Genomic DNA, 21,231 nt, shown 5'->3' with positions numbered 1-21,231 from the left:
GACGCACGGAATCCGGCTCGTGTCACCACATGGACGGGGTGCGGCCCGCCCACGGACGGGCCTGCTCCAGCTGCGCCGACAGCGCGATCAAGGTGGCCTCGTCGCCGTACCGCCCGGCCAGCATCACGCCGATCGGCAGCCCCTCGGCGTTCCACTGGAGCGGGACGCTCACCGCGGGCTGGCCCGTGGCGTTGTAGAGCGCGGTGAACGGCGTGAAGGCGCCGATGGCGGAGAACTCGGCCTGGGGATCGGCGTCGTGGCGCAGCGCGCCGACCGGGACCGGGGGCGCGGCCACCGTCGGCGAGAGGATCACGTCATAGCCGGTGCCCGGCGGCATCAGGCCGTCCGCGAGGGACTGGGCGAGAATCCGGAACGCGTACATCGCGCGCGTGAAGTCCGTACCGGAGACCTCGGCGCCACGGGCGCGCAGGTAGCGGGTGAGCGGCATCAGCAGCTCCTCGCCCTCCGGCGGCAGCGGGCGGTTCGCGGCCAGCACCGACCAGACGCGGGTGAAGGCGTGGAGGAGGCCCTCGTCGGTGGGCAGGGACAGTTCCTCCACGTCGTGGCCGAGTCCGGTCAGCAGCGCGGCGGTGTCGGTGGTGGCGGTGCGGCAGTCGGGGTGGACCTCGACCCCGGGGACGGGCGCGTCGGTGAGGCAGGCGATCCGCAGCCGCCCCGGGTCGCGGCGGGCGTGCGCGGCGAAGGTCTCCCCGGGCGGCAGTTCCGGCGCCGCGTACGGATCGCCGGGCATCGCGCCCGCCATGACGTCCAGCAGGGTGGCCGCGTCGGCGACCGTACGGGCCAGCGGGCCCGAGGTGGCCAGGCCCGAGACGTCGTGGAGCAGCGGACCGCCGCTGACCCGGCCGCGGCTGGGCTTGATGCCGAACAGGCCGCAGACGGAGGCCGGGATGCGGATCGAACCGCCGCCGTCGCTGGCGTGCGCGACCGGTGCCAGACCGCCGGCCACGGCGGCGCCCGCCCCGCCGCTGGAGCCGCCCGCCGAGCGCGTCGGGTCCCACGGGGTGCGGGCGGGCGGTGCCAGGCCGTTCTCGGTGTAGCAGGGCAGCCCGAATTCGGGGGTGTTGGTCTTGCCGAGCAGGATCGTGCCGCCGGCCCGCAGCTTGTGGACGACATGGTCGTCGACGGTGGGCACATGCTCGGCCAGCGCCCGGGAGCCCATCGTGCAGCGCACCCCGGCGACCTGGTTGAGGTCCTTCACGGGGACGGGGACGCCGTGCAGCGGCGGGAGCGAGCGGCCCTCGCGGCGGGCCGCGGTGGCCTCGCTCTCGGCGTCCGAGGCCTGCTTGCGGGCTATCTCGGGGGTACGGGTGAGGAAAGCGCCGAGTGTGTCGTCGAGCCGCTCGATCCGCGTCAGGTAGTGCTCGGTGAGTTCCACGGGGGAGAGCTCACCCGACCGGATTCCCTCGGCCTGTTCGAGCGCGGTCAGATCGTGCAGTTCGGCCATGGACGTCCACCCTCTCCTAAGGCTGCCGGCGCGGCCCTGGTGCCGTACCGGCAGAGGGGCCGCCGCCGGCCGGGCGCGATGCCGGTGCGGGGGTCAGCCCGTGAACAGTTGTTTCAGTTTGAGGGCCAGCTCGTAAAGGCCATATAGGAACGGGATGCCCACCCACAGCCAGACGACGACGAACAGGAGGGCGCGGCGGCCGGTCACTGTCCGGCTCCCTTCGGGGCGGCGGGCTCGTGCGCCAACTGCGCGCCCGCTGACGGTGGTTGGTGGTGGCGGGGGTGCACGGGGCGGACCAGTTCGTTGGCGACGAAGCCCACCACCAGCAGGCCGATCATGATGAAGAACGAGGTGGTGTAGAGGTCGGGGCCGCTGCGGCCGGCGGACTTCTCGCCGTCGGCGATGGCGTTGACGATCAGCGGGCCCAGGACGCCGGCGGTGGACCAGGCCGTCAGGAGCCGGCCGTGGATGGCGCCCACCTGATAGCTGCCGAACAGGTCCTTCAAATACGCCGGGACGGTGGCGAATCCGCCGCCGTAGAACGAGAGGATCACCATCGCACAGGCGATGAACAGCGGCTTGGAGGAGTCGCCGGCCAGCGCGATCAGCAGATACATCAGGGCGCCGGCGCCGAGGTAGAGACGGTAGATGTTCTTGCGGCCGACCAGGTCGGAGGCGGAGGACCAGCCGATCCGGCCGAGCATGTTGGCCAGCGAGAGCATGCCGACGAACCCGGCCGCCGCCGGGGCGCTCACCGGCGCCGAAGTGTGCGCGAAGAAGTCGGAGATCATCGGGGCGGCCTTCTCCAGGATGCCGATGCCCGCCGTGACATTCATGCAGAGGACGACCCACAGGCACCAGAACTGCGGGGTGCGCAGCGCACTGCGGGCCGAGACCTGCGCGGTGGTGACGAGCGGGCGGGCCGCCGAGGCGCCCGCGGGCGGTGCGGCGGACGGCCGCCAGTCGTCGGCGGGGACCCGCACCAGCAGCACCCCGAGGGCCATGAAGACGGCGTAGACCAGGCCCATGACCAGGAAGGTCCCCGCGATGCCGGAGGTGTCCGAGCCGAGCGAGCCGAGGAGCCGGGTGGACCACGGGGAGGCGATCAGCGCGCCCCCGCCGAAGCCCATGATGGCGATGCCGGTGGCCATCCCGGGACGGTCGGGGAACCACTTGATGAGGGTGGAGACCGGGGAGATGTAGCCGATGCCCAGGCCGATGCCGCCCAGGAAGCCGTAGCCGAGGACGACCAGCGCGTACCGGCCGGTGGCCGCGCCGAGGGCGGCGACCAGGAATCCGGCGGCGAAGCAGACCGTGGACACGCACATCGCCCAGCGGGGACCGTGGCGTTCGACGAGCGTGCCGCCGAACGCGGCGGACAGGCCCAGCATCACGATGGCGAGCTGGAAGGGGAGCGCGGAGGCCGTCCCGGACAGCTGGAGGGAGGACTCCAGGGGCGGTTTGAACACGCTCCAGGCGTAGGCCTGTCCGATGGCGAGGTGGATGGACAGGGCGGCGGGCGGGACGAGCCATCGGCTCCATCCCGGCGGGGCGGCGGTGCGGGATCGGGCGAGCGCGCGCATGCGGCGGAACGTACCCCGCGCCTCACCGTCCCGGAAGACCACGGGCCGAAGCCGTTGCGGCGGCGACCAGTTGGGCGTTGGAGGCGGCCGGCCTGCCGTCGGGCAGCAGCAGGGTGTCCTCGATGCCGATCCGGGTGGCCAGGCCCAGGGCGCCGGCCAGCCGCAGCACCGGCCAGGCGCCGCCGTCCTGGCCGTGCAGGAGCACGGGACGGCCGGGCGCGGCGCCGGCCACGGCGGTCAGCAGGGCGCGGGCGGTGGCCGGCGCGGTCCCGGCGTCGGTGTCGGTCACCTCGGCCAGCACCCGCAGCACCCGGGCCGCGAGCGGTGAGCGGGCGAACGACTCCACGCCGTCGGTGCCCGACCAGAGACCGGCCTCGACGCCGATGCCCCGCTCCAGCAGGGCCGCGGCGACACGCTCGGCACCCGGCTCGTGCCAGTTCACCGAGGCGTGGTCGGGCAGCACCGGCCACGATCCGATCCGCTCCGCCCGGCGCGCGGGATCCGGCTCGGCCCAGGCGCCGGTCGTCACCCCGACCGGTACGTCCACCGCCGCCCGGACGGCCTCCAGGGCGGCGGCCACCACGCGCGGCGCGAGCGAATCCCGGCCGCACGGGGTCTTGGGATGGACATGGACCTCCTCGGCACCGGCCGCCACCGCCTGCCGAGCGGCCTCGGCGAGGGCGGCCGGTGACATCGGCACCGCCGCGGAATCGGCCGCCGTCCGGGGGCCGTTGAGACAGACCTGCAGCATGCCCCGATGATGACAGGAGGGGCCGACAGTGCCCCAGGGCCTGTGGCGCTCCGGGGGCGCGGTGGCGCCCGGCCGCTCCCCGGCGCCGGTCAGGCCGCCGCGAACGCCCCCGCCCCGTGAACCCGGCCCGCCGTGCTCAGCGCCTCGTGCGTCAGCACGGACAGCGGGGCCAGCACCCCGCACTGCCGGCAGGCCGGTCCGGGTGCCGCAGCGTCCACCGACTCCGGGAGCCAGACGAAGCGGGTGCCGCCGCACACCGGGCAGTCGCGGCGCGGCAGCCCCGTCTCCATCGCCACGATCATGCGGCGCAGCACCACCGCGAGGCGGGCCGCGGGATGCCGTTGGGGTGACTCGCACGGCACGATGTCGCAGCCGCCCCAGGTCCGACGGTGCCATTCGTCGAGCGCTCCGGGCTGGCGGATGCCGTCGTGCTTCTCCTTGCGGCGCCGGGCGGCGAACTCTTCCTCGTACGCGAGCCAGAGGGTGCGGGCCTCTTCCAGCTCGGCGAGCGCGGCCACCAGCCGCTCCGGATCGGGGTCGCGGTCCTGAGTGGCGATACCGGCCCGGGTGCACAGATGGTGCCAGGTCGCCCGGTGCCCGTAAGGGGCGAAGCGTTCAAGGCACTTGCGCAGGGCGGTGCGCCGCTGGGCCGCGACGAGTCGTGGATTGCGGACCTGTTCTGCGAGGGCTCTGAAACCGGCCATTTCATCCCACCTCCGTGGGGAGGATCCGACTGAACGGGGATGGGACGTAACCGATCACCGACTGGATCCATCGAACTTTCTTGCGGTTTTTTCGGGGTCGTGGGCCGGGGAACCGGAGCCTCGTCCGAAGAATCTCCGCCGGAAGAGCAAAAGTTGACTGTTGTTCATCTTCCGGCCGGGGATAACCGCCGGTAACGTCCCGCCCACCCTTCCCCGAGCTCGTGACGAGCAGGGGGGACCCCCACCGAGGAGCAGGAATGCGACGACGTACCGGAAGGCTCAGGACCGCCGCCGCGGCGGCCCTGTTCGCCTTGGGTGCCACGCTCTTGGCACCGCCCCCCACCGCGGCCGCGGCCTCCGCACCCGACGACGCCCACGACTACTGCCAGGGCCAGTGCGCCGACATCCTGCCGCCCGGCGCCACCGGCAACGCCACCTTGGTGGAGATTCTCGGCAACAAGCTGTTCGGCACCCACCCCGAGCACTCCACCGACCAGCTCGGCCCGTACGGCGCGATGGCGAGCGGGTACCAGTCGCTCACCGACGACACCCTCAGCCACTTCTTCAACGACGCCTCCTTCGGCGTCCCCCAGGACCAGGTCGGCAAGGTCAGCACGCCCCGCAGCGACGTGACCATCACCCGGGACAAGAAGACCGGGGTGCCGCACATCAAGGGCACCACCCGCTACGGCACCGAATACGGCGCCGGCTACGCCGCGGGCCAGGACCGGCTCTGGCTGATGGACCTCTTCCGCCACATCGGCCGCGGCGAACTGACCTCCTTCGCCGGCGGCGCGCTCGCCAACCAGGGCCTGGAGCAGCAGTTCTGGCCGCAGGCGCCGTACACCGAGGAGGACCTGCAACAGCAGGTCGACTACATCAAGGACCACAACGGCGAGCGCGGCAAGCTGGCCATGGAAGACGCCCAGGCCTATGTCGACGGCATCAACGCCTACCGCGAACAGGCCAAGAACGGACGCTACTTCCCCGGTGAGTACGTCCTCACCGGTCATGTCGACGCGATCACCAACGCCGGTGAGATCCAGCCCTTCAAGCTCACCGACCTGATAGCCCTCGCCTCCGTCGTCGGCGGCCTCTTCGGCAACGGCGGAGGCGGCGAGGTCCCCTCGGCGCTCGCGCTGCTCTCCGCCCAGCAGAAGTACGGCGTCGAGAAGGGCACCGAGGTCTGGGAGTCCTTCCGGGAGCGCAACGACCCCGAGGCCGCCAAGACCCTGCACGACGGCAGCAGCTTCCCGTACGCGGTCAAGCCGGCCAAGGCCAAGGGCACCGCGCTGCCCGACCGCGGCTCGGTCACCCCCGAGCCGCTGGTCTTCGACCGCACCGGCGCGGCCACCGTCAAGAGCGGGACGCCGCCGCGCGACCCGGTCAAGGCGCCCAAGAAGTACAAGAAGCTGGAAGGCCTCTTCAAGGACGGGGTGCTGCCCAAGGGGAGCTTCGACCCCACCCAGCACCGCGGGATGTCCAACGCCCTGCTGGTGTCCGGCAAGCACACCGCGAGCGGCCACCCCGTCGCCGTCTTCGGCCCGCAGACCGGCTACTTCGCGCCCCAGCTGCTGATGCTCCAGGAGATCCAGGGGCCCGGCATCAGCGCCCGCGGCGCCTCCTTCGCGGGCGTCGGGATGTACGTCCAGCTCGGCCGCGGCCAGGACTACTCCTGGAGCGCCACCTCCGCCGGCCAGGACATCACCGACACCTACGCCGTCGAGCTGTGCAACGCGGACGGCTCCGCGCCCACCAAGGACTCCGCCTCCTACCGCTACCGCGGTGCCTGCGTTCCCATGGAGAAGCTGGAGCGCACCAACTCCTGGAAGCCCACCGTCGCCGACCCCACGGCGGCCGGCTCGTACCGGATGCAGGTCTTCCGGACGAAGTACGGGACCGTCACCCACCGCGCCACCGTCGACGGCAAGCCCGTTGCCTATACCGCGCAGCGCTCCACCTACCGCCACGAGGCCGACTCGATCATCGGCTTCCAGATGTTCAACGACCCGTCCTACGTGCGCGACGCCACGACGTTCCAGCAGGCGGCGGGGCACATCGGCTACGCCTTCAACTGGTTCTACGCCGACTCCCGCGACGTCGCGTACTACAACAGCGGCCTCAACCCGGTCCGCAACCCCGACGTCGATCCGTCCCTGCCGATCAAGGCGGAGGACGCCTACGAGTGGAAGGGCTACGACCCGGCCACCAACACCACCGACTACACCCCGCCCGCCCAGCATCCGCAGTCCGTCGGCCAGGACTACTACATCTCCTGGAACAACAAGCAGGCCAAGGACTACGACTCGGCCGGCTTCGGCAACGGGTCGGTGCACCGCGGCAATCTGCTGGACGACCGGGTGCGCGCCCTGACCGAGGCCGGCGGGGTGACCCGGGCGTCGCTGACCCGTGCCATGGGGGAGGCCGCCGTCACCGACCTGCGCGGCGAGGACGTGCTGCCCGAACTCCTGCGGGTCCTGGGCAGCAAGCCGGTCACCGACCCGAAGCTGAAGACCGCGGTCCAGCAGCTGGAGGCCTGGCGCAAGGACGGCGCCCAGCGGAAGGAGACCGCCGCCGGTTCGCACACCTACACCCACCCCGACGCGGTCCGTCTGATGGATGCCTGGTGGCCGCTGATGGTCGAGGCGGTCTTCAAGCCCGGACTGGGCGGCGACCTCTACGACGCACTGCGGGCCAACCTCGGCATCGACGAATCCCCGTCCGCCGACCACGGCCCGACCGGGGCGCACGCCGGATCGGCGTTCCAGTACGGCTGGTGGAGCTACGCGGACAAGGACCTGCGGTCGGTGCTCGGCGACAAGGTGGCCGGGCCGCTCGCGCAGCCGTACTGCGGCAACGGTGAACTCGCGGCCTGCCGCGACACCTTGCTGGCCACGCTCCAGCAGGCGACCGGGAAGACGGCCGAGCAGGTCTACCCCGGCGACGACAGCTGCAAGGCCGGTGACCAGTGGTGCTCGGACGCGATCATCCACCGCGCGGTGGGCGGTCTGACCCACGACACCATCAGCTGGCAGAACCGGCCGACCTATCAGCAGGTCGTGGAATTCCCGGCACACCGATAGCGGCACCGGCAGAGCGGACGCACCCTCAGCAGGCCCCGGGCGCACGCCCGGGGCCTGTGTGCTGGCTTTTCCGGAGGCGTAAATTCCGTGCGGGGCGGGCCCTTTCGCGAAGAGCGCGAACGAATGCGGCGCATTCCGGAGTAAATCCCCGAAGGGCCCCGGCTGCTCCCGGGCGGGCTATTCACGGGGGTTATGCTGCAGGGTTCTGAACTCCACGGGAGGGGAAAGCGAGGCATGGCCTTGTCAGGTCCGCAGCAGTACCCGACAGAGCTGCTGGATACCACCATGGATCAGCTGCGCACGCTGATCGTCGTCCACGAGGCGGGCACCGCGCTGGGCGCCGCGCGACGGCTGGGCCGCGAACAGTCCAGTGTGCAGAAGCAGCTGGACACCATGAACCGCACCTTCGCCGCCCTGTGCGGCGAGGAGCTGGTCCTCAAGCAGGGACGGGGGAGGGACGCCCTGTTCACCGCGACCGGCGAGGCGCTGGTCGATCTGGCGCGGCGGACGCTGGGGGAGTGGTCGGACGGGGTGCGCGACGCCCGCCGCCGGCTCGGCCGGACGCTCTCCGTCGGCACCACCCGCTACACCCTCGGCTTTCTGCTGGACGCGGTGGAACGCGTCACGGAGGACTATGAGCGCGACGACGTCGATCTGAAAGTCACCCACGTCCGCACCGGCGACCTCTTCACCAAGCTGCGCTCCAAGGAACTCGACCTGGTCTGCGGCAGCGTCGTGGTCACCGAGGGCGAGGAATCGGAATTGCTGGCTCCGTACGAGGTGATGGAGTGGCGGCGCAGCGGGCTGTCCCTGCTGACGAATCTGCCGCCGGAACGGCTCTCCGGCACCTCCTTCGGCGCCCGCGACCTGCCCCGGCTGCCGCTGGTCATCTCGGCGGGCGGCCTGATCGGCCGCTTCCTGACCTCCTGGTACGGCCCCGACTTCCGGCACAAGCTGTCCGTGGCGGCCGAGATCGAGGCCGCGCACTACGGCTTCGAACTGCTGCGGTCGGGCGTGGTGAGCGGGGCGATGCTGGTCACCCGGGGCATCGGGGAGGCCGCCGCGGACGGCCGCCTCCCGGAGGCCGGCGGACTGCGCACCCTGGAGATCGTCGGGGAGGTGGGCCCCCGGACCGAGGTGCTGGTCGGCGTCTTCACCCGCCGCGGCGAGCGGGACTCCTACACCCCCGGCCACCCCCTCAACCTCCTGTGGGACGCGCTGTCCAGGGAGAGCGGGCGGTGGTGGCTGAGCTCCTGAGCCGCCGGCGCCACCGGCGGCTCAGACCAGGTCCCGCTCCCGGGTCTCCGGCAGCGCCAGCACGCACAGCAGCGAGACGACCGCCATCGCGCTGACGTACCAGCCCACCGAGGCCGACCCGTACGCCGACTGGAGCCGGGTGGCGACCAGCGGAGCCACCGCGCCGCCGAGGACGCCGCCCAGGTTGTAGGCCAGCGAGGCGCCCGAGTACCGCACCCGCGCGCCGAACAGCTCCGGCAGGTAGGCGCCCATCGGGCCGTACACCACCCCCATGCAGAACAGCGCGCCGCCGATGCCGAGGGCGATCAGCACCGGCTGCCCGGTGTCCAGCAGCGGGAAGAGGAGCAGGCCCCACACCGCCGCGAGGGCGCTCCCGGCGAGGATCAGCCTGCGGCGTCCGGCGCCGTCGGAGCGGGTGGCGGCGAGCCAGGTGCCGGCGGCCAGGAAGAGGCAGGCGACGAGGGAGAGCCCGAGCATGGTGTTGCGGGAGATGCCGAGGGTGCCGGTGGCGTAGGCCAGGCAGTAGGTCGTCGCGGTGTAGAACAGGCCGTACGCGACGACCATGCCGCCCGCGCCCAGCAGGAGTTCGCGCGGATGACGGCGCAGCACCTCGACGGCGGGGATCTTGCTGGCCTCCTGGGCGTCCCGCACCTTCGCGAACACCGGCGTTTCGCTGATCTTCAGCCGTACGAACAGCCCCACGCCGACCAGCAGGAACGACAGCAGGAACGGCACCCGCCAGCCCCAGGAGCTGAACGCCGCATCATCGAGCACGGACGACAGCAGCCAGAACACGCCGGTCGCCGCGAAGAACCCCACGGACGGGCCGAGTTGGGGGAAGGCCGCGTACAGCCCGCGGCGGTGGCGCGGCGCATGCTCGACCGCGAGCAGTGCGGCCCCGCCCCACTCGCCGCCCAGGCCGATGCCCTGCAGGAAGCGCAGCGCGATCAGCAGCAGCGGGGCCCAGACGCCCCAGGTGCCGTAGCCAGGGAGCAGCCCGACGCACGCCGTCGAGAGCCCCATCAGCAGCAGCGAGACGACCAGGACGGACTTGCGGCCCACCCGGTCGCCGAAGTGGCCGAAGAGCACCGAGCCCAGCGGCCGCGCGGCGAACGCCACCGCGTAGGTGGAGAAGGACGCGAGGGTGGCGTTGACCGGGTCGAGCGTCGGGAAGAACGCATGGTCGAGGACGAGCGCGGCGGCCGTCCCGTAGATGTAGAAGTCGTAGAACTCGATGGCCGTCCCGATGAACGAGGCCAGCGCCACCCGGCGCAGGCTCTCACCGCCGCCGGTTTCCTCCGCCGTCCTCGGCGGAGCGTCCGCTGATCCCTGTGCTGCTGTCGCGTCGCTGCTCACCAGCGCACTTTCCGGCCCGGCGGAGCGGCCGGTCAAGAGCGCAACGGGCCCGGACCGCAGCCGGCCCAACGCCCTTACGGATAGCGCAGATACCGCCGCCGCAGTGCGCGGAAGCGGGTGAGGTTCTCCCGCCAGGCGGCGACGATCTCGTCCGTCCCCGCGCCCGCGTCGATCATCTTCCGTACGGTCGACGAGCCGGTCAGCCGGTCGATGCCGTTGTCCGGCCGCCAGGCGAAGCCGCCCCAGACCCGTTTCGCGGTCACCAGGAGGCCGATGCCGGTGCGTACCGGGTCGAACGCCTCGCGGTCGTGGACGTGCAGTTGGACGCCGCCGACCGTCTTGCCCTGGAACTTGGAGAAGGTGGGCGCGAAGTAGGCCTCCCTGAAGTGGACTCCGGGCAGGTCCAGTTCGGTGGCGGCTGCGGCCCATCGGTGGTCGATGCCGTCCGCGCCCAGCAGTTCGAAGGGCCGGGTGGTGCCCCGCCCCTCGGAGAGGTTGGTGCCCTCGAAGAGGCAGGTGCCGGAGTAGACGAGGGCGGTGTCGGGCGTGGGCACGTTGGGGCTCGGCGGCACCCAGGGCAGCCCGGTGGCGTCGAAGAAGTCGGTGCGCCGCCAGCCGGTCATCAAGGCGGTCGCCAGTTCCACCGGGCGCCCGGCCGCCTGCGGCACGAACTCGCCGTTGAACAGCAGCGCCAGCTCCGCCACCGTCATCCCGTGCGCCTGCGCGATCGGCTCCCGGCCGACGAACGAGGCGTAGGCCTTGTCGAGCACCGGGCCGGTGGCCGACCGGCCGGTGACCGGATTAGGCCGGTCGAGGACCAGGAAGCGCTTGCCGGCCAGCGCCGCCGCCACCATGCAGTCGTACAGCGTCCAGATGTAGGTGTAGAAGCGCGCGCCGACGTCCTGGATGTCGAAGACGACGGTGTCCACACCGGAGGCGCCGAAGATGTCGGCCAGTGCCTTGCCGCTCTTGTTGTAGGTGTCGTAGACCGGCAGGCCGGTGGCCGGATCGTCGTAGCGGCCCTCGGAACCGCCGGCCTGCGCGGTGCCGCGGAAGCCGTGCTCGGGGCCGAAGACGGCGGTCAGCCGCACCCGGTCGTCGGCGTGCATCACATCCACGATGTGCCGCAGGTCGTGGGTGACGCCGGTGGGGTTGGTGACGATGCCGGCCGTGCGGCCGTCCAGGAGCCGGTAGCCGTCGGCGGACAGCCGGTCGAAGCCGGTGTGCACCCGCCGCCCGCCGCCGTGCGCAGGCGGCGCCGCCTGCGCGGGCCCCGCGCCCGCGGCCAGTGCCGCACCGGCCGCTCCGGTCGCCGCCAGCCGTCCGAGCAGAACGCGTCTCGACAGAGCCATCCGCACACCTCCGTGATCGGGGAACCGAGCGGTACGTGTCGTGCGCACGCTAACGCGCGCGGCGGCGGGGCGGAACGGACCCGGCCGGTACGGCAGGGACTCTTCCGCCGGGACATACCGACTGGTTAGTCTCCCTGTCAGCCGAATCGACGCGACCGAGGGAGAGCCAGCGTGGAAGCCGTACGGGACAAGACCGTTGTCGTGACCGGGGCGGGCGGCGGGATCGGCGCCGCGCTGGCCCGCCGGTTCGCCGCCGAGGGCGCCCGGGTCGTGGTCAACGATCTGGACGAGGCCAAGGCGGCGAAGACCGCCGGGGAGATCGGGGCGATCGCGGTCGCCGGCGACGCCTCCGCCGTCGTCCCGGCCGCGCGCGAGGCGCTCGGCGGCGGCATCGACATCTTCTGCGCGAACGCCGGGGTCGGCACCGGCGGCGGGCCCGAGGCGTCCGAGGAGGACTGGACGCTGGCCTGGGACGTCAATGTCATGGCGCACGTCCGGGCCGCGCGGGAGCTGGTGCCGGAGTGGCTGGAGCGCGGCAGCGGGCGCTTCATCTCCACGGTGTCCGCCGCGGGCCTGCTCACGATGGTCGCCGCCGCCCCGTACAGCGTCACCAAGCACGGCGCCTACGCCTTCGCCGAGTGGCTCTCGCTGACCTACCGGCACCGCGGCATCGACGTCCACGCCATCTGCCCGCAGGGCGTCCGCACCGACATGCTGGCCGCCACCGGCACCGCCGGTGACCTGGTCCTGACGCCCACGGCCGTGGAACCCGAGGACGTCGCCGATGCGCTCTTCGCGGCGATGAGGGAGGGCCGCTTCCTCGTCCTGCCGCACCCCGAGGTCGCGGACTACTACACCGCACGGGCGGCGGACCCCGACCGCTGGCTGCGCGGGATGAACCACCTCCAGCAGAAGTTGGAGGAGACCGAGGGCGGCCGTTCCTAGGACGCCCCCCCCGGCAGGGTGACGGGCCGGCCGGGCCCGGCGCGTCACCCCACGTCACCCAGGTGTTTCCCCTGCAGGGATGATCAGGCGATCAGGAAGAAAGGGCCGCACCCGATGACCTCCTACCAGGACATGCCGTGGCTGGCGCAGCTCACCGACGCCCAGCGCGCCCCCGTCCAGCCGCCCCCCACCACGCTGCACGCCTTCCGGGCCGCGGTGGGCCGCGTCCCCGACCGTACGGCGCTCGCCTACTTCGACGGCCGGCTGTCCTACGCCGAGACCGACGCGCTCTCCGACGGCATCGCCGCCCACCTCGCCGAGCGCGGCTTTGGGCGCGGCGACCGGGCCGCGGTCATGCTGCAGAACACCCCGCACTTCGTGCTCGCCCTGCTCGGCGTGTGGAAGGCCGGCGGGGTGGTGGTGCCGGTCAACCCCATGTACAAGTCCACCGAGATGCGGCACATCCTGGACGACGCCGAGGTCACCGCCGTCATCTGCGCCGACCGCACCTGGGACGGCTTCCTGCGCGCCACCGCCGCCGAGGCGCCGTCCGTACGGCTCGCGCTCACCGCCTGGGAGCGGGATCTGCAGACCCGCGACGACCGGCGGGTGCTGCGCGGCGAGCGGCTCGGACCGCAGGAGGGCGCCGACGATCTGCTGACCGTCGCCCGCACCGCGGGGAGGATCCGCGCGGTGCCGGCCGACCCGGAGCTCACCGCCGACGACCTCGCGCTGATCAGCTACACCTCCGGCACCAGCGGCACCCCCAAGGGCGCCACCAACACCCACGGCAACATCACCTACAACGCCGAACGCCAGCGCACCGGCCTGGGCCTGCCCGAAGGCGCCACCTACTTCGCGCTCGCCCCGCTCTTCCACATCACCGGCATGGTCTGCGAACTGGCCGCCTGCGTCGCCAACTCCGGCACCCTCGCGCTCGCCTACCGCTTCGACGCCGGTGTCGTCCTGGACGCCTTCCTGGAGCACCGCCCCGCCTACACGGTCGGGCCCTCCACCGCCTACATGGCGCTGATGGCCCATCCGGGCGTCACCCGCGACCACTTCGCGTCCTTCCGCACCATGTCCTCGGGCGGCGCCCCGCTGCCGCCCGCCCTCGTCGAGAAGTTCCGCACCGACTTCGGCCCGTACCTGCACAACGGCTACGGCCTGACCGAGTGCACCGCCCCCTGCGCCAGCGTCCCGCCCGGCCGGGAGGCACCGGTCGACAAGGTCTCCGGCACGCTCGCCGTGGGCGTCCCCGGCCCCGACACGGTCGTCCGGATCACCGACGAGCACGGCCGGGACCTGCCGTTCGGGGAGCAGGGCGAGATAGCCGTCCGCGGTCCCCAGGTGGTCCCCGGCTACTGGCGCCGCCCCGAGGCCACCGCCGAGGCCATGCCGGACGGCGAGCTGCGGACCGGCGACATCGGCTTCATGGACGCCGGCGGCTGGCTGTACGTCGTCGACCGCAAGAAGGACATGATCAACGCGTCCGGCTTCAAGGTGTGGCCGCGCGAGGTCGAGGACGTCCTCTACAGCCATCCGGCGGTGCGCGAGGCCGCGGTGGTGGGGGTGCCCGACGCCTACCGCGGCGAGTCGGTGAAGGCGTATGTCAGCCTCCGCCCCGGCACCGCCCCGGAACCCGCCGAGCTGGCCGCCTACTGCAAGGAACGGCTCGCGGCGTACAAATATCCGCGCGCGGTGGAGATCCTGGCCGAGCTTCCCAAGACCACGAGTGGCAAGATCCTCCGACGGGAGCTGCGCCACCGCGCATGACGAGAGCACGAAGGACAGGTGAGGGCGATGGCCGGCACGAAGGACGGCAACGGCAACGGCGGGGCGAAGCCGGTGGCCCAGCGGCTGCTGGCGACCGCCACCAGGCTGTTCGCCGAGCAGGGATACGACCGCACCTCCGTCCAGGAGATCGTCGATGCGGCGGGCGTCACCAAGGGCGCCCTCTACCACTACTTCGGCTCCAAGGAGGATCTGCTCCACGAGGTCTACGGCCGGGTCCTGCGACTCCAGCAGGAGCGGCTCGACCACTTCGCGGACGCCGACGCGCCGGTGGAGCGCAGACTGCGGGACGCCGCCGCCGACGTCGTCGTCACCACCATCGACAACCTCGACGACACCAAGATCTTCTTCCGCTCGATGCACCAGCTCAGTCCGGAGAAGGACAAGCAGGTGCGCGCCGAACGGCGCCGCTACCACGAGCGGTTCCGGGCCCTGGTCGAGGAGGGCCAGCGCACCGGTGTGTTCGCCGCCGACATCCCCGCCGACCTGGTCGTGGACTACCACTTCGGTTCCGTGCACCACCTGGGCACGTGGTACCGCGAGGACGGGCCGCTCAGCCCGCAGCAGGTCGCGGACCATCTGGCGGACCTGCTGCTGCGCGCCCTGCGGCCGTAGGCCCGGTCCGCAGGCCGTAGGCCCGCACCGCACGCCGTGGTCCCGGGGGGCCGCCGGCCCGCCCGGCCCCGGCGTGCGGTGCCGGCCGCGGCGCCCGGCTTCCCGCTGCCCGCACCGGCCGTCGCCGGTGTTCCGTTGGCCACATCGCCCGGTGTGGCGTCCCTCACACACCCTCACCCTGCGTATCGGGACGGGCACATCGGGGCGAGCCCGGCCGCCCCGCGACCCGCTCCGGAGGGCCCCCACCGCATTTCCCGGAATTTGTTGGATTGCGCGCAAGGCCTGCGGGAATGCGCTCCCGGGCGACGACACTCGGAGGGCAGCCGCGGCTCGGGGGTGTTCTCATCCGCTATCGGTAACTTACGGTATCGATAGTTCTGCTATCACGACCGATGTGGGTGGCCTTGTGGCTGAAGTGACGCTGTTTCTCCGGGAGTACGCACGGACGCGCCGGGAGGTGGGCGCGATCGCTCCGAGCAGTCCCCGGCTCGGCAGGGCACTGACCCGCTATCTGGTCCCGAGCCCCGGGCGCTCCCGTGCGGTCCTGGAGGTGGGGCCCGGCACCGGAGCGGTGACCCGCCACATCGCCGACGCGCTCGGCCGGGAGGACACCCTCGACCTGGTCGAGGCCAACCCGCGCTTCGTCGACATCCTGCACGGCGTCTACGGCGGCGACCCCCGGCTGCAGTTCCTCACCGGCCTGGTGCAGGAGCACGAACTCGGCACCTACGACACGATCGTCTGCGGCCTGCCGTTCGCGAACTTCGACGCCCCCACCACGACGGACATCTTCGACCGGCTGCTCGGCGCCCTGCGGCCCGGCGGAACGCTCTCCTTCTTCGGCTACGTCGGCGGCGCGACGGTGCGCCGCACCTTCACCGGCAAGACGGCCCGCGTCCACGCCCTCGACGGCCAGAACGCGCTGCGCCGCATACTCGACCGGCACACCTTCCGTACCGAACTGGTGCTGGGCAACCTGCCGCCGGCCCGGGTGCATCACCTCGTCCCGGCCGGCGACCCCGTTCACCCCGTCTGAGGGCGCTCCTGCACCCGCCGGGAGACGTCCTCCTGCGCGATGCGCCGTAGTGCGGCCATCGCCGCGTCGCCCAGTACGGTCCCGAGCACCGCACCCTCGATCTGGGCGTCGAGGCTCGGGACCCCGTCGAACGCCGCCAGTTCGGCGGCGGCCAGGGCGCCCGCGGCCTGTGCGTACCGGTCGAGCAGGCCGAGCAGCTCGCCCTGGTCGAGCTCGTGGTAGGCCACCACGACCTGCACCAGCGTCCGCCACCCCGGATTCTCCGGCCGCACCGCCCAGTCGTGCCGCCGCACCAGCTCCGCGACCTCGCGCTCGGCGCGTTCCCACATCTCGTCGGTGCCCCGCTCGGCGGCCACCTTGCTGACCGCCGACTGCGCGGTCCCGAGCATGCCGTACGGGGTGGTGCCCGGAGCGTCGATGCCGGCCAGTACCTCGGCGGCCGCCGCGATGGACAGGCCGCCCACTTCGGTCAGCGCACGGATCAGCTTCAGCCGCCGGATGTGCGACTCCGTGTACTGGACCTGGTTCGGACTGATGCGCTCGCCCGGGGGCAGCATGCCCTCCCGGGTGTAGTACTTGATCGACGGAACCGGAACGCCGGTCCGCCGCGCCAGTTCTCCGATACGCATCCCCCGAGGATAGCGGCGGGTCCACCGCGACCGGGGGTGACTCCGACGGGCGGACACGGGCCCCGCGCCCGTGCCGTACGCAGGCCGTGCCCGAGGTCCCCACCCCCTCGGGCACGGCTGCGGTACCGGCCCCGCGCTACAGGTAGCGCTTCAATTCGCGGCGCGCCAGCGACCGTTGGTGCACCTCGTCCGGACCGTCCGCCAGCTGGAGCGTGCGGGCGCCGGCCCACAGCTCCGCCAGCGGGAAGTCCTGGCTGACGCCGCCCGCGCCGTGCAGCTGTACCGCCTTGTCGAGGATGTCCACGACGGTGCGCGGGGTGGCGATCTTGATGGCCTGGATCTCGGTGTGGGCACCCTTGTTGCCGACGGTGTCCATCAGCCAGGCGGTCTTCAGCACCAGCAGCCGCAGCTGCTCCACCGCCACCCGGGCGTCCGCGATCCACTCCTGCACCACGCCCTGCTGGGCCAGCGGCTTGCCGAAGGCCGTACGGGTCACCGCGCGGCGGCACATCAGCTCGATGGCGCGCTCGGCCATGCCGATCAGCCGCATGCAGTGGTGGATCCGGCCGGGGCCGAGGCGGGCCTGGGCGATGCCGAAGCCGCCGCCCTCCTCGCCGATCAGATTCCCCGCCGGCACCCGTACGTCGTGGAAGACCACCTCGGCATGGCCGCCGTGATAGTGGTCCTCGTAGCCGTAGACCTGCATGGCACGCTTGACCTCCAGGCCGGGGGTGTCGCGCGGGACCAGGATCATCGACTGCTGGCGGCGGATGTCCGCGCCGTTTGGATCGGTCTTGCCCATCACGATGAAGATCTGGCACAGCGGGTTCATCGCGCCGGAGATGTACCACTTGCGGCCGTTGATGACGTAGTCTCCCCCACTCTCGGCTCCGCTCGAGCGGGAGGTGCCCCCATCGTCCCGCACGATACGCGTCTCGATGTTGGTGGCGTCCGACGAGGCCACCTCCGGCTCGGTCATCGCGAACGCCGACCGGATCTCACCGGCCAGCAGCGGCTCCAGCCACTGCTTCTGCTGCGCCTCGTTGCCGAACTGCGCCAGCACCTCCATGTTGCCGGTGTCCGGCGCCGCGCAGTTCAGCGCGGTGGGCGCCAACTGGGGGCTGCGGCCGGTGATTTCGGCCAGCGGCGCGTACTGGAGGTTCGTCAGCCCGGCGCCGTGCTCCGCGTCGGGGAGGAAGAGGTTCCACAGGCCCTGCCTGCGGGCCTCCGCCTTCAGCTCCTCGACGATCACCGGGGTGTCCCACGGCGAGGCGAGCGCGGCCCGCTGCTCATGGGCGGTCCGCTCGGCCGGATGGACGTGCTCGTCCATGAACGTCAGGAGCTTCTCGCGCAGCTCCTCGGTACGGGCGTCGAATGCGAAGTCCATGGGTGTCTCAGCCTTCCTTGAGGGTGGTGAGTCCGTGGTCGATGAAGACGGGGACGAGCTCGCCGATCCGGTCGAACCCGGCGCCGACGGTCTGGCCGAGCGTGAAGCGGTAGTGGATGCCCTCCAGGATCACGGCGAGCTTGAACCAGGCGAACGCGGTGTACCAGGCGATGGCGGAGGTGTCCCGGCCGGAGCGGGCGGCATAGCGCTCGATCAGCTCGGCCGGCGAGGGATGGCCGGGGGCGCCGCTGGTGGTGCTGACCGGCGACTCCGGCAGGCCCAGGTCCGAGCTGTACATCACCAGCAGGCCGAGGTCGGTCAGCGGATCGCCGAGCGTGGACATCTCCCAGTCCAGTACGGCCTTGAGGGTGTCGTCGGCCCCGATCAGGACGTTGTCGAGGCGGTAGTCGCCGTGGACGACGGCCGGTGCGGGCGAGGCGGGCAGCGCCCGGCCCAGCGCCTCGTGCAGCTCGTCGATCCCCGGCAGGTCACGGTTCTTCGAGGCGCTCAACTGCTTGCCCCAGCGGCGCAGTTGGCGCTCCAGGAAGCCCTCGGGGCGGCCGAAGTCGCCGAGTCCGACCGCCTCCGGGTCCACCGCGTGCAGGTCCACGAGCGTATCGACCAGCGAGAGCACCACGGCCCGGGTGCGCTCAGGCCCGAGCGGGGCCAGCTGGCCGGCCGTGCGGTAGGGCACGCCCTCGACCAGCTCCATCACATAGAAGGGTGCGCCGATGACCGACTCGTCCTCGCACAGCAGCAGCGCCTCGGGCACCGGCACCGGCGTCTCGTGCAGGGCGCTGATGACGCGGTGCTCGCGCCGCATGTCGTGTGCGGTGGCGAGCACATGGCCGAGCGGCGGCCGGCGGACGACCCAGGAGGCGGTGCCGTCGGTGACCCGGTAGGTGAGGTTGGACCGCCCGCCCTCGATCAGCCGGGCCCGCAGCGGGCCGCCGGCCAGCCCCGGCCGCTCCCGGCCCAGATGCTCGCGCAATCGCTCCAGGTCGAGGCCGGGGGGATCCTCCCGGTCCTGGGCCTGCGGGGGAGGGGTGCCCTTGCTCATCGTGCTCCTCCGTACGGAGTGGACGGTCCATCGGTCGCAGCACGATCATGCCGACTAGTCGGTATGGAGTCCAGTGCCGGGGCGTGGGGCGTCGGTCACGCGGGGATTTTCCGCCATGCCGGCAGCCCCGGCCCTGGATGCTCTGGGAGCCCTGGATGTCCGGGGAGCGCTCCGTCCCTCTCAGGCACCGCGGGCCGCGGTCATGCGTGGCACGCCATCGGCACCCCGCCGTTCATCACCGTCATATCGCCGAATCCGGCCACCACGTCGAGCGGGGCGCCCGGCGCGGTGCCCGCCAGCTCCGCATACGCCCGGTGCAGGTTCGCCACCAGCCGCTCGCTCTCGGCCAGCTCGGCGAACGGTCCGAGATCCGCCTCCCGGGCCACCTCCAGCGGCGTGCGGCCCGCGGCCCGGCCCTCCTGCGCGAGCCGGCCGACGAACCGCAGATAGCGCTCGATGCCGTCGTACACCTCGGGTCCGGTCACCGGACCGTGCCCGGGGACGACGGTGACCGCGTCCAGGGTGCGCATCAGCTGCAGCGCCCGCAGCGATCCGGCCAGCGACCCCATGAAGACGAACGGGGTGCCGCCGTGGAAGACCAGATCGCCCGCGAAGACGATGCGCTGCCGGGGCAGCCAGACGAGCGTGTCGCCGGTCGTGTGCGCCACGCCCGGGTGGATCAGCCGCACCTCGATGTCCCCGACGTGCAGGGCCAGCTCGTCGGTGTAGGTGACCTCCGGGGCCGTCAGCCGGATGTCGCCGTACTCCACCTCGGGCCACACCGCGTGCAGCTGCTGCCCGGCGGCCAGCAGCTCACGGCGGCAGGAGGCGTGCCCGATGACCGTCGCCTCGGGCGCGAAGACGCAGTTGCCGTAGGTGTGGTCGCCGTGGTGGTGGGTGTTGACCACCATGCGGGGCGTGGGCGCGCCGCTCTCGGCGATCCGGCGGCGCAGCAGGCGCGCCCGGCGCTCGGTGGCGGCGGTGTCCACGACCAGGGTGGTGTCCCCGTCGGTGATGAAACCCGCGTTGTTCAGGCACCAGCCGCCGTCCGGCTGGACGAAGGCGTGGATGCCGGCGGCCAGTTCGGTGAGGTAGGGCTCGGGGAGAGGCGCCCCGGCGGCGGGTGGTGCGTCCGCGGGCGCCGCGGCGCCGGGCGGTGGCGCCGCCGCCGGCCCGGTGGCGCCCGGCCCGGTGGGCTGCGCCGTCGAGGTGTCTGCTGCCGGGTTCTGTGCCGGCGTGTGGCGTGCTGCCGAGTCGCCCATGCGGGTGTGTCTCCTCGTCCGGTGGTCCCTCGTTCCCCGCTGCCGGGGCGGGGGTTGGGCCCGCTCCGTGATCGCGAGGGTCGCGTCACCGTACCTCCGCCGCCCGCCACGGCGGGCGCCGCGCCCCCCGGCTCAGTGCCCCGGCCGTACCAGGATCACCGCTCCGCACAGCGCCAGCGCCAGGGTGCAGCCGACCAGCAGCAGGGCCGCCCGCGGGGACAGCCCCGGCGGGCGGCCGGTGGCCATCGCCTGCATCCGGCGGTGCGCGAGCGCCACGAACGCGATCCACAGCAGCCCCGTCAGCACCGTCAGGGCCACCTCCACCGGCCCCGGGGCCGCGCTCCGCAGCAGCTGACGGGCGGCCAGCACCGCCACCGCCGTGGCGGACAGCGTGGTGCGCCGCCACGCCAGCCTGGTCCGCTCCGGCTGCAGCCCGGGATCCCGGTCGGGAGCCGGACGCGGCGGCCCCGCGTCCGGGGGCGCCTGGCCCGCCATCGGCTAGGTGGTCCGGCCCAGGAGGACCAGCACGACCACCGCCACCGCCAGTACGCCGACGCCCAGCGCCAGCGCCGTGGGGAAGCGGGTGACCGGCAGATCCTCACCGCGCCGCATCGCGCGCTCGCAGCGCACCCAGTGGTTGACCGCCCGCAGCGCACACAGCGCACCGCCCACCAGCAGGACGACGGTGCAGGTCACCCGCAGCCCCTGGTGCAGCCGGGGCAGGAACTGGTCCACCGCGAAGCCGCCGCCGATCAGTGCCAGCCCGGTGCGCAGCCAGGCGAGGAAGGTGCGCTCGTTGGCGAGCGAGAAGCGGTAGTCGGGGGTCGTGCCCTCCGCGCGGACCCGCGCGGGCGAGAACCACAGCCGCACGGCCGCGCCGGCGGACCGCAGTCCCTCGGTGAGGATCATGGCCGAAACCCTATCGGCCGGCCGGTGCCCTGGCCGGGTCGCA

General features: G+C 72.5%; 19 protein-coding genes. 6 read left to right on the top strand and 13 right to left on the bottom strand.

What is annotated here, in order from left to right:
• Positions 1-22 precede the first annotated feature (22 nt).
• The 5 genes from Scani_RS25125 to Scani_RS25110 form a co-directional block, all read right to left on the bottom strand.
• Positions 23-1,465, bottom strand: a complete 1,443-nt coding sequence (locus tag Scani_RS25125; RefSeq protein WP_159480100.1) for an amidase — start codon at positions 1,463-1,465, stop codon at positions 23-25.
• Positions 1,466-1,558: 93 nt separating this feature from the next.
• Positions 1,559-1,672, bottom strand: a complete 114-nt coding sequence (locus Scani_RS42375) for an MFS transporter small subunit (RefSeq protein WP_413084796.1) — start codon at positions 1,670-1,672, stop codon at positions 1,559-1,561.
• Positions 1,669-3,048, bottom strand: coding sequence for an OFA family MFS transporter (locus tag Scani_RS25120; RefSeq protein ID WP_159480099.1), 1,380 nt, complete (start codon positions 3,046-3,048; stop codon positions 1,669-1,671). Before Scani_RS25120 ends, Scani_RS42375 begins: the two co-directional genes overlap by 4 nt.
• A gap of 22 nt (positions 3,049-3,070) precedes the next feature.
• Positions 3,071-3,799 (bottom strand): 3-keto-5-aminohexanoate cleavage protein, encoded by a 729-nt coding sequence (locus Scani_RS25115; protein ID WP_159480098.1) that lies wholly within the window; start codon positions 3,797-3,799, stop codon positions 3,071-3,073.
• Positions 3,800-3,888: 89 nt separating this feature from the next.
• Positions 3,889-4,503, bottom strand: a complete 615-nt coding sequence (locus Scani_RS25110; protein WP_159480097.1) for a hypothetical protein — start codon at positions 4,501-4,503, stop codon at positions 3,889-3,891.
• Positions 4,504-4,760: 257 nt separating this feature from the next.
• On the opposite strand from Scani_RS25110, the gene Scani_RS25105 reads away from it, so the two are divergent.
• Positions 4,761-7,586: a penicillin acylase family protein gene (locus tag Scani_RS25105; protein ID WP_159480096.1), complete on the top strand. Its 2,826-nt coding sequence runs from the start codon at positions 4,761-4,763 to the stop codon at positions 7,584-7,586.
• Between the two features lie 234 nt (positions 7,587-7,820).
• Positions 7,821-8,843, top strand: a complete 1,023-nt coding sequence (locus Scani_RS25100; protein WP_159480095.1) for a LysR family transcriptional regulator — start codon at positions 7,821-7,823, stop codon at positions 8,841-8,843.
• 21 nt (positions 8,844-8,864) lie between these two features.
• On the opposite strand, the gene Scani_RS25095 is transcribed toward Scani_RS25100, so the two are convergent.
• Both Scani_RS25095 and Scani_RS25090 read right to left on the bottom strand, forming a co-directional pair.
• Positions 8,865-10,199 carry an MFS transporter gene (locus tag Scani_RS25095; RefSeq protein WP_246296150.1) on the bottom strand — a complete coding sequence of 445 codons (1,335 nt, stop codon included), beginning with the start codon at positions 10,197-10,199 and terminating at the stop codon, positions 8,865-8,867.
• A gap of 74 nt (positions 10,200-10,273) precedes the next feature.
• A complete protein-coding gene (locus Scani_RS25090; protein ID WP_159480094.1) occupies positions 10,274-11,551 on the bottom strand; it encodes an exo-beta-N-acetylmuramidase NamZ family protein in 1,278 nt (425 codons plus the stop codon).
• Between the two features lie 171 nt (positions 11,552-11,722).
• Between Scani_RS25090 and Scani_RS25085 the strand changes: the two genes are divergently transcribed.
• The 4 genes from Scani_RS25085 to Scani_RS25070 all read left to right on the top strand — a co-directional run bounded on the left by Scani_RS25085 (position 11,723) and on the right by Scani_RS25070 (position 15,941).
• Entirely contained in the window at positions 11,723-12,496 is a 774-nt protein-coding gene (locus Scani_RS25085) for an SDR family oxidoreductase (protein ID WP_159480093.1), read from the top strand.
• A gap of 114 nt (positions 12,497-12,610) precedes the next feature.
• The gene (locus tag Scani_RS25080) at positions 12,611-14,272 is read left to right on the top strand and encodes an AMP-binding protein (RefSeq protein ID WP_159480092.1); all 1,662 of its coding nucleotides are present in this window, start codon (positions 12,611-12,613) and stop codon (positions 14,270-14,272) included.
• A 27-nt stretch (positions 14,273-14,299) separates the two neighbouring features.
• Positions 14,300-14,905, top strand: coding sequence for a TetR/AcrR family transcriptional regulator (locus tag Scani_RS25075; RefSeq protein ID WP_159480091.1), 606 nt, complete (start codon positions 14,300-14,302; stop codon positions 14,903-14,905).
• Between the two features lie 415 nt (positions 14,906-15,320).
• Entirely contained in the window at positions 15,321-15,941 is a 621-nt protein-coding gene (locus Scani_RS25070; protein WP_159480090.1) for a class I SAM-dependent methyltransferase, read from the top strand.
• On the opposite strand, the gene Scani_RS25065 is transcribed toward Scani_RS25070, so the two are convergent.
• The 6 genes from Scani_RS25065 to Scani_RS25040 all read right to left on the bottom strand — a co-directional run bounded on the left by Scani_RS25065 (position 15,929) and on the right by Scani_RS25040 (position 21,188).
• Positions 15,929-16,570 (bottom strand): MerR family transcriptional regulator, encoded by a 642-nt coding sequence (locus Scani_RS25065; RefSeq protein WP_159480089.1) that lies wholly within the window; start codon positions 16,568-16,570, stop codon positions 15,929-15,931. The two genes, Scani_RS25070 and Scani_RS25065, sit on opposite strands and share 13 nt — an antisense overlap.
• 136 nt (positions 16,571-16,706) lie before the next feature.
• Positions 16,707-17,957 (bottom strand): acyl-CoA dehydrogenase family protein, encoded by a 1,251-nt coding sequence (locus Scani_RS25060; RefSeq protein ID WP_159480088.1) that lies wholly within the window; start codon positions 17,955-17,957, stop codon positions 16,707-16,709.
• 7 nt (positions 17,958-17,964) lie between these two features.
• The gene (locus tag Scani_RS25055) at positions 17,965-19,017 is read right to left on the bottom strand and encodes a phosphotransferase family protein (RefSeq protein ID WP_159480087.1); all 1,053 of its coding nucleotides are present in this window, start codon (positions 19,015-19,017) and stop codon (positions 17,965-17,967) included.
• A 200-nt stretch (positions 19,018-19,217) separates the two neighbouring features.
• Positions 19,218-20,279 (bottom strand): MBL fold metallo-hydrolase, encoded by a 1,062-nt coding sequence (locus Scani_RS25050; protein ID WP_159480086.1) that lies wholly within the window; start codon positions 20,277-20,279, stop codon positions 19,218-19,220.
• 132 nt (positions 20,280-20,411) lie between these two features.
• Positions 20,412-20,774 (bottom strand): DUF202 domain-containing protein, encoded by a 363-nt coding sequence (locus tag Scani_RS25045; protein WP_159480085.1) that lies wholly within the window; start codon positions 20,772-20,774, stop codon positions 20,412-20,414.
• A gap of 3 nt (positions 20,775-20,777) precedes the next feature.
• Positions 20,778-21,188: a YidH family protein gene (locus Scani_RS25040; protein ID WP_159480084.1), complete on the bottom strand. Its 411-nt coding sequence runs from the start codon at positions 21,186-21,188 to the stop codon at positions 20,778-20,780.
• Between the last annotated feature and the right edge of the window lie 43 nt (positions 21,189-21,231).

It is taken from the genome of Streptomyces caniferus (assembly GCF_009811555.1).
GTDB lineage: Bacteria > Actinomycetota > Actinomycetes > Streptomycetales > Streptomycetaceae > Streptomyces > Streptomyces caniferus.
Note: the sequence above shows the minus strand (reverse complement) of the source record. Positions and strands in the feature narration are given on the sequence as shown.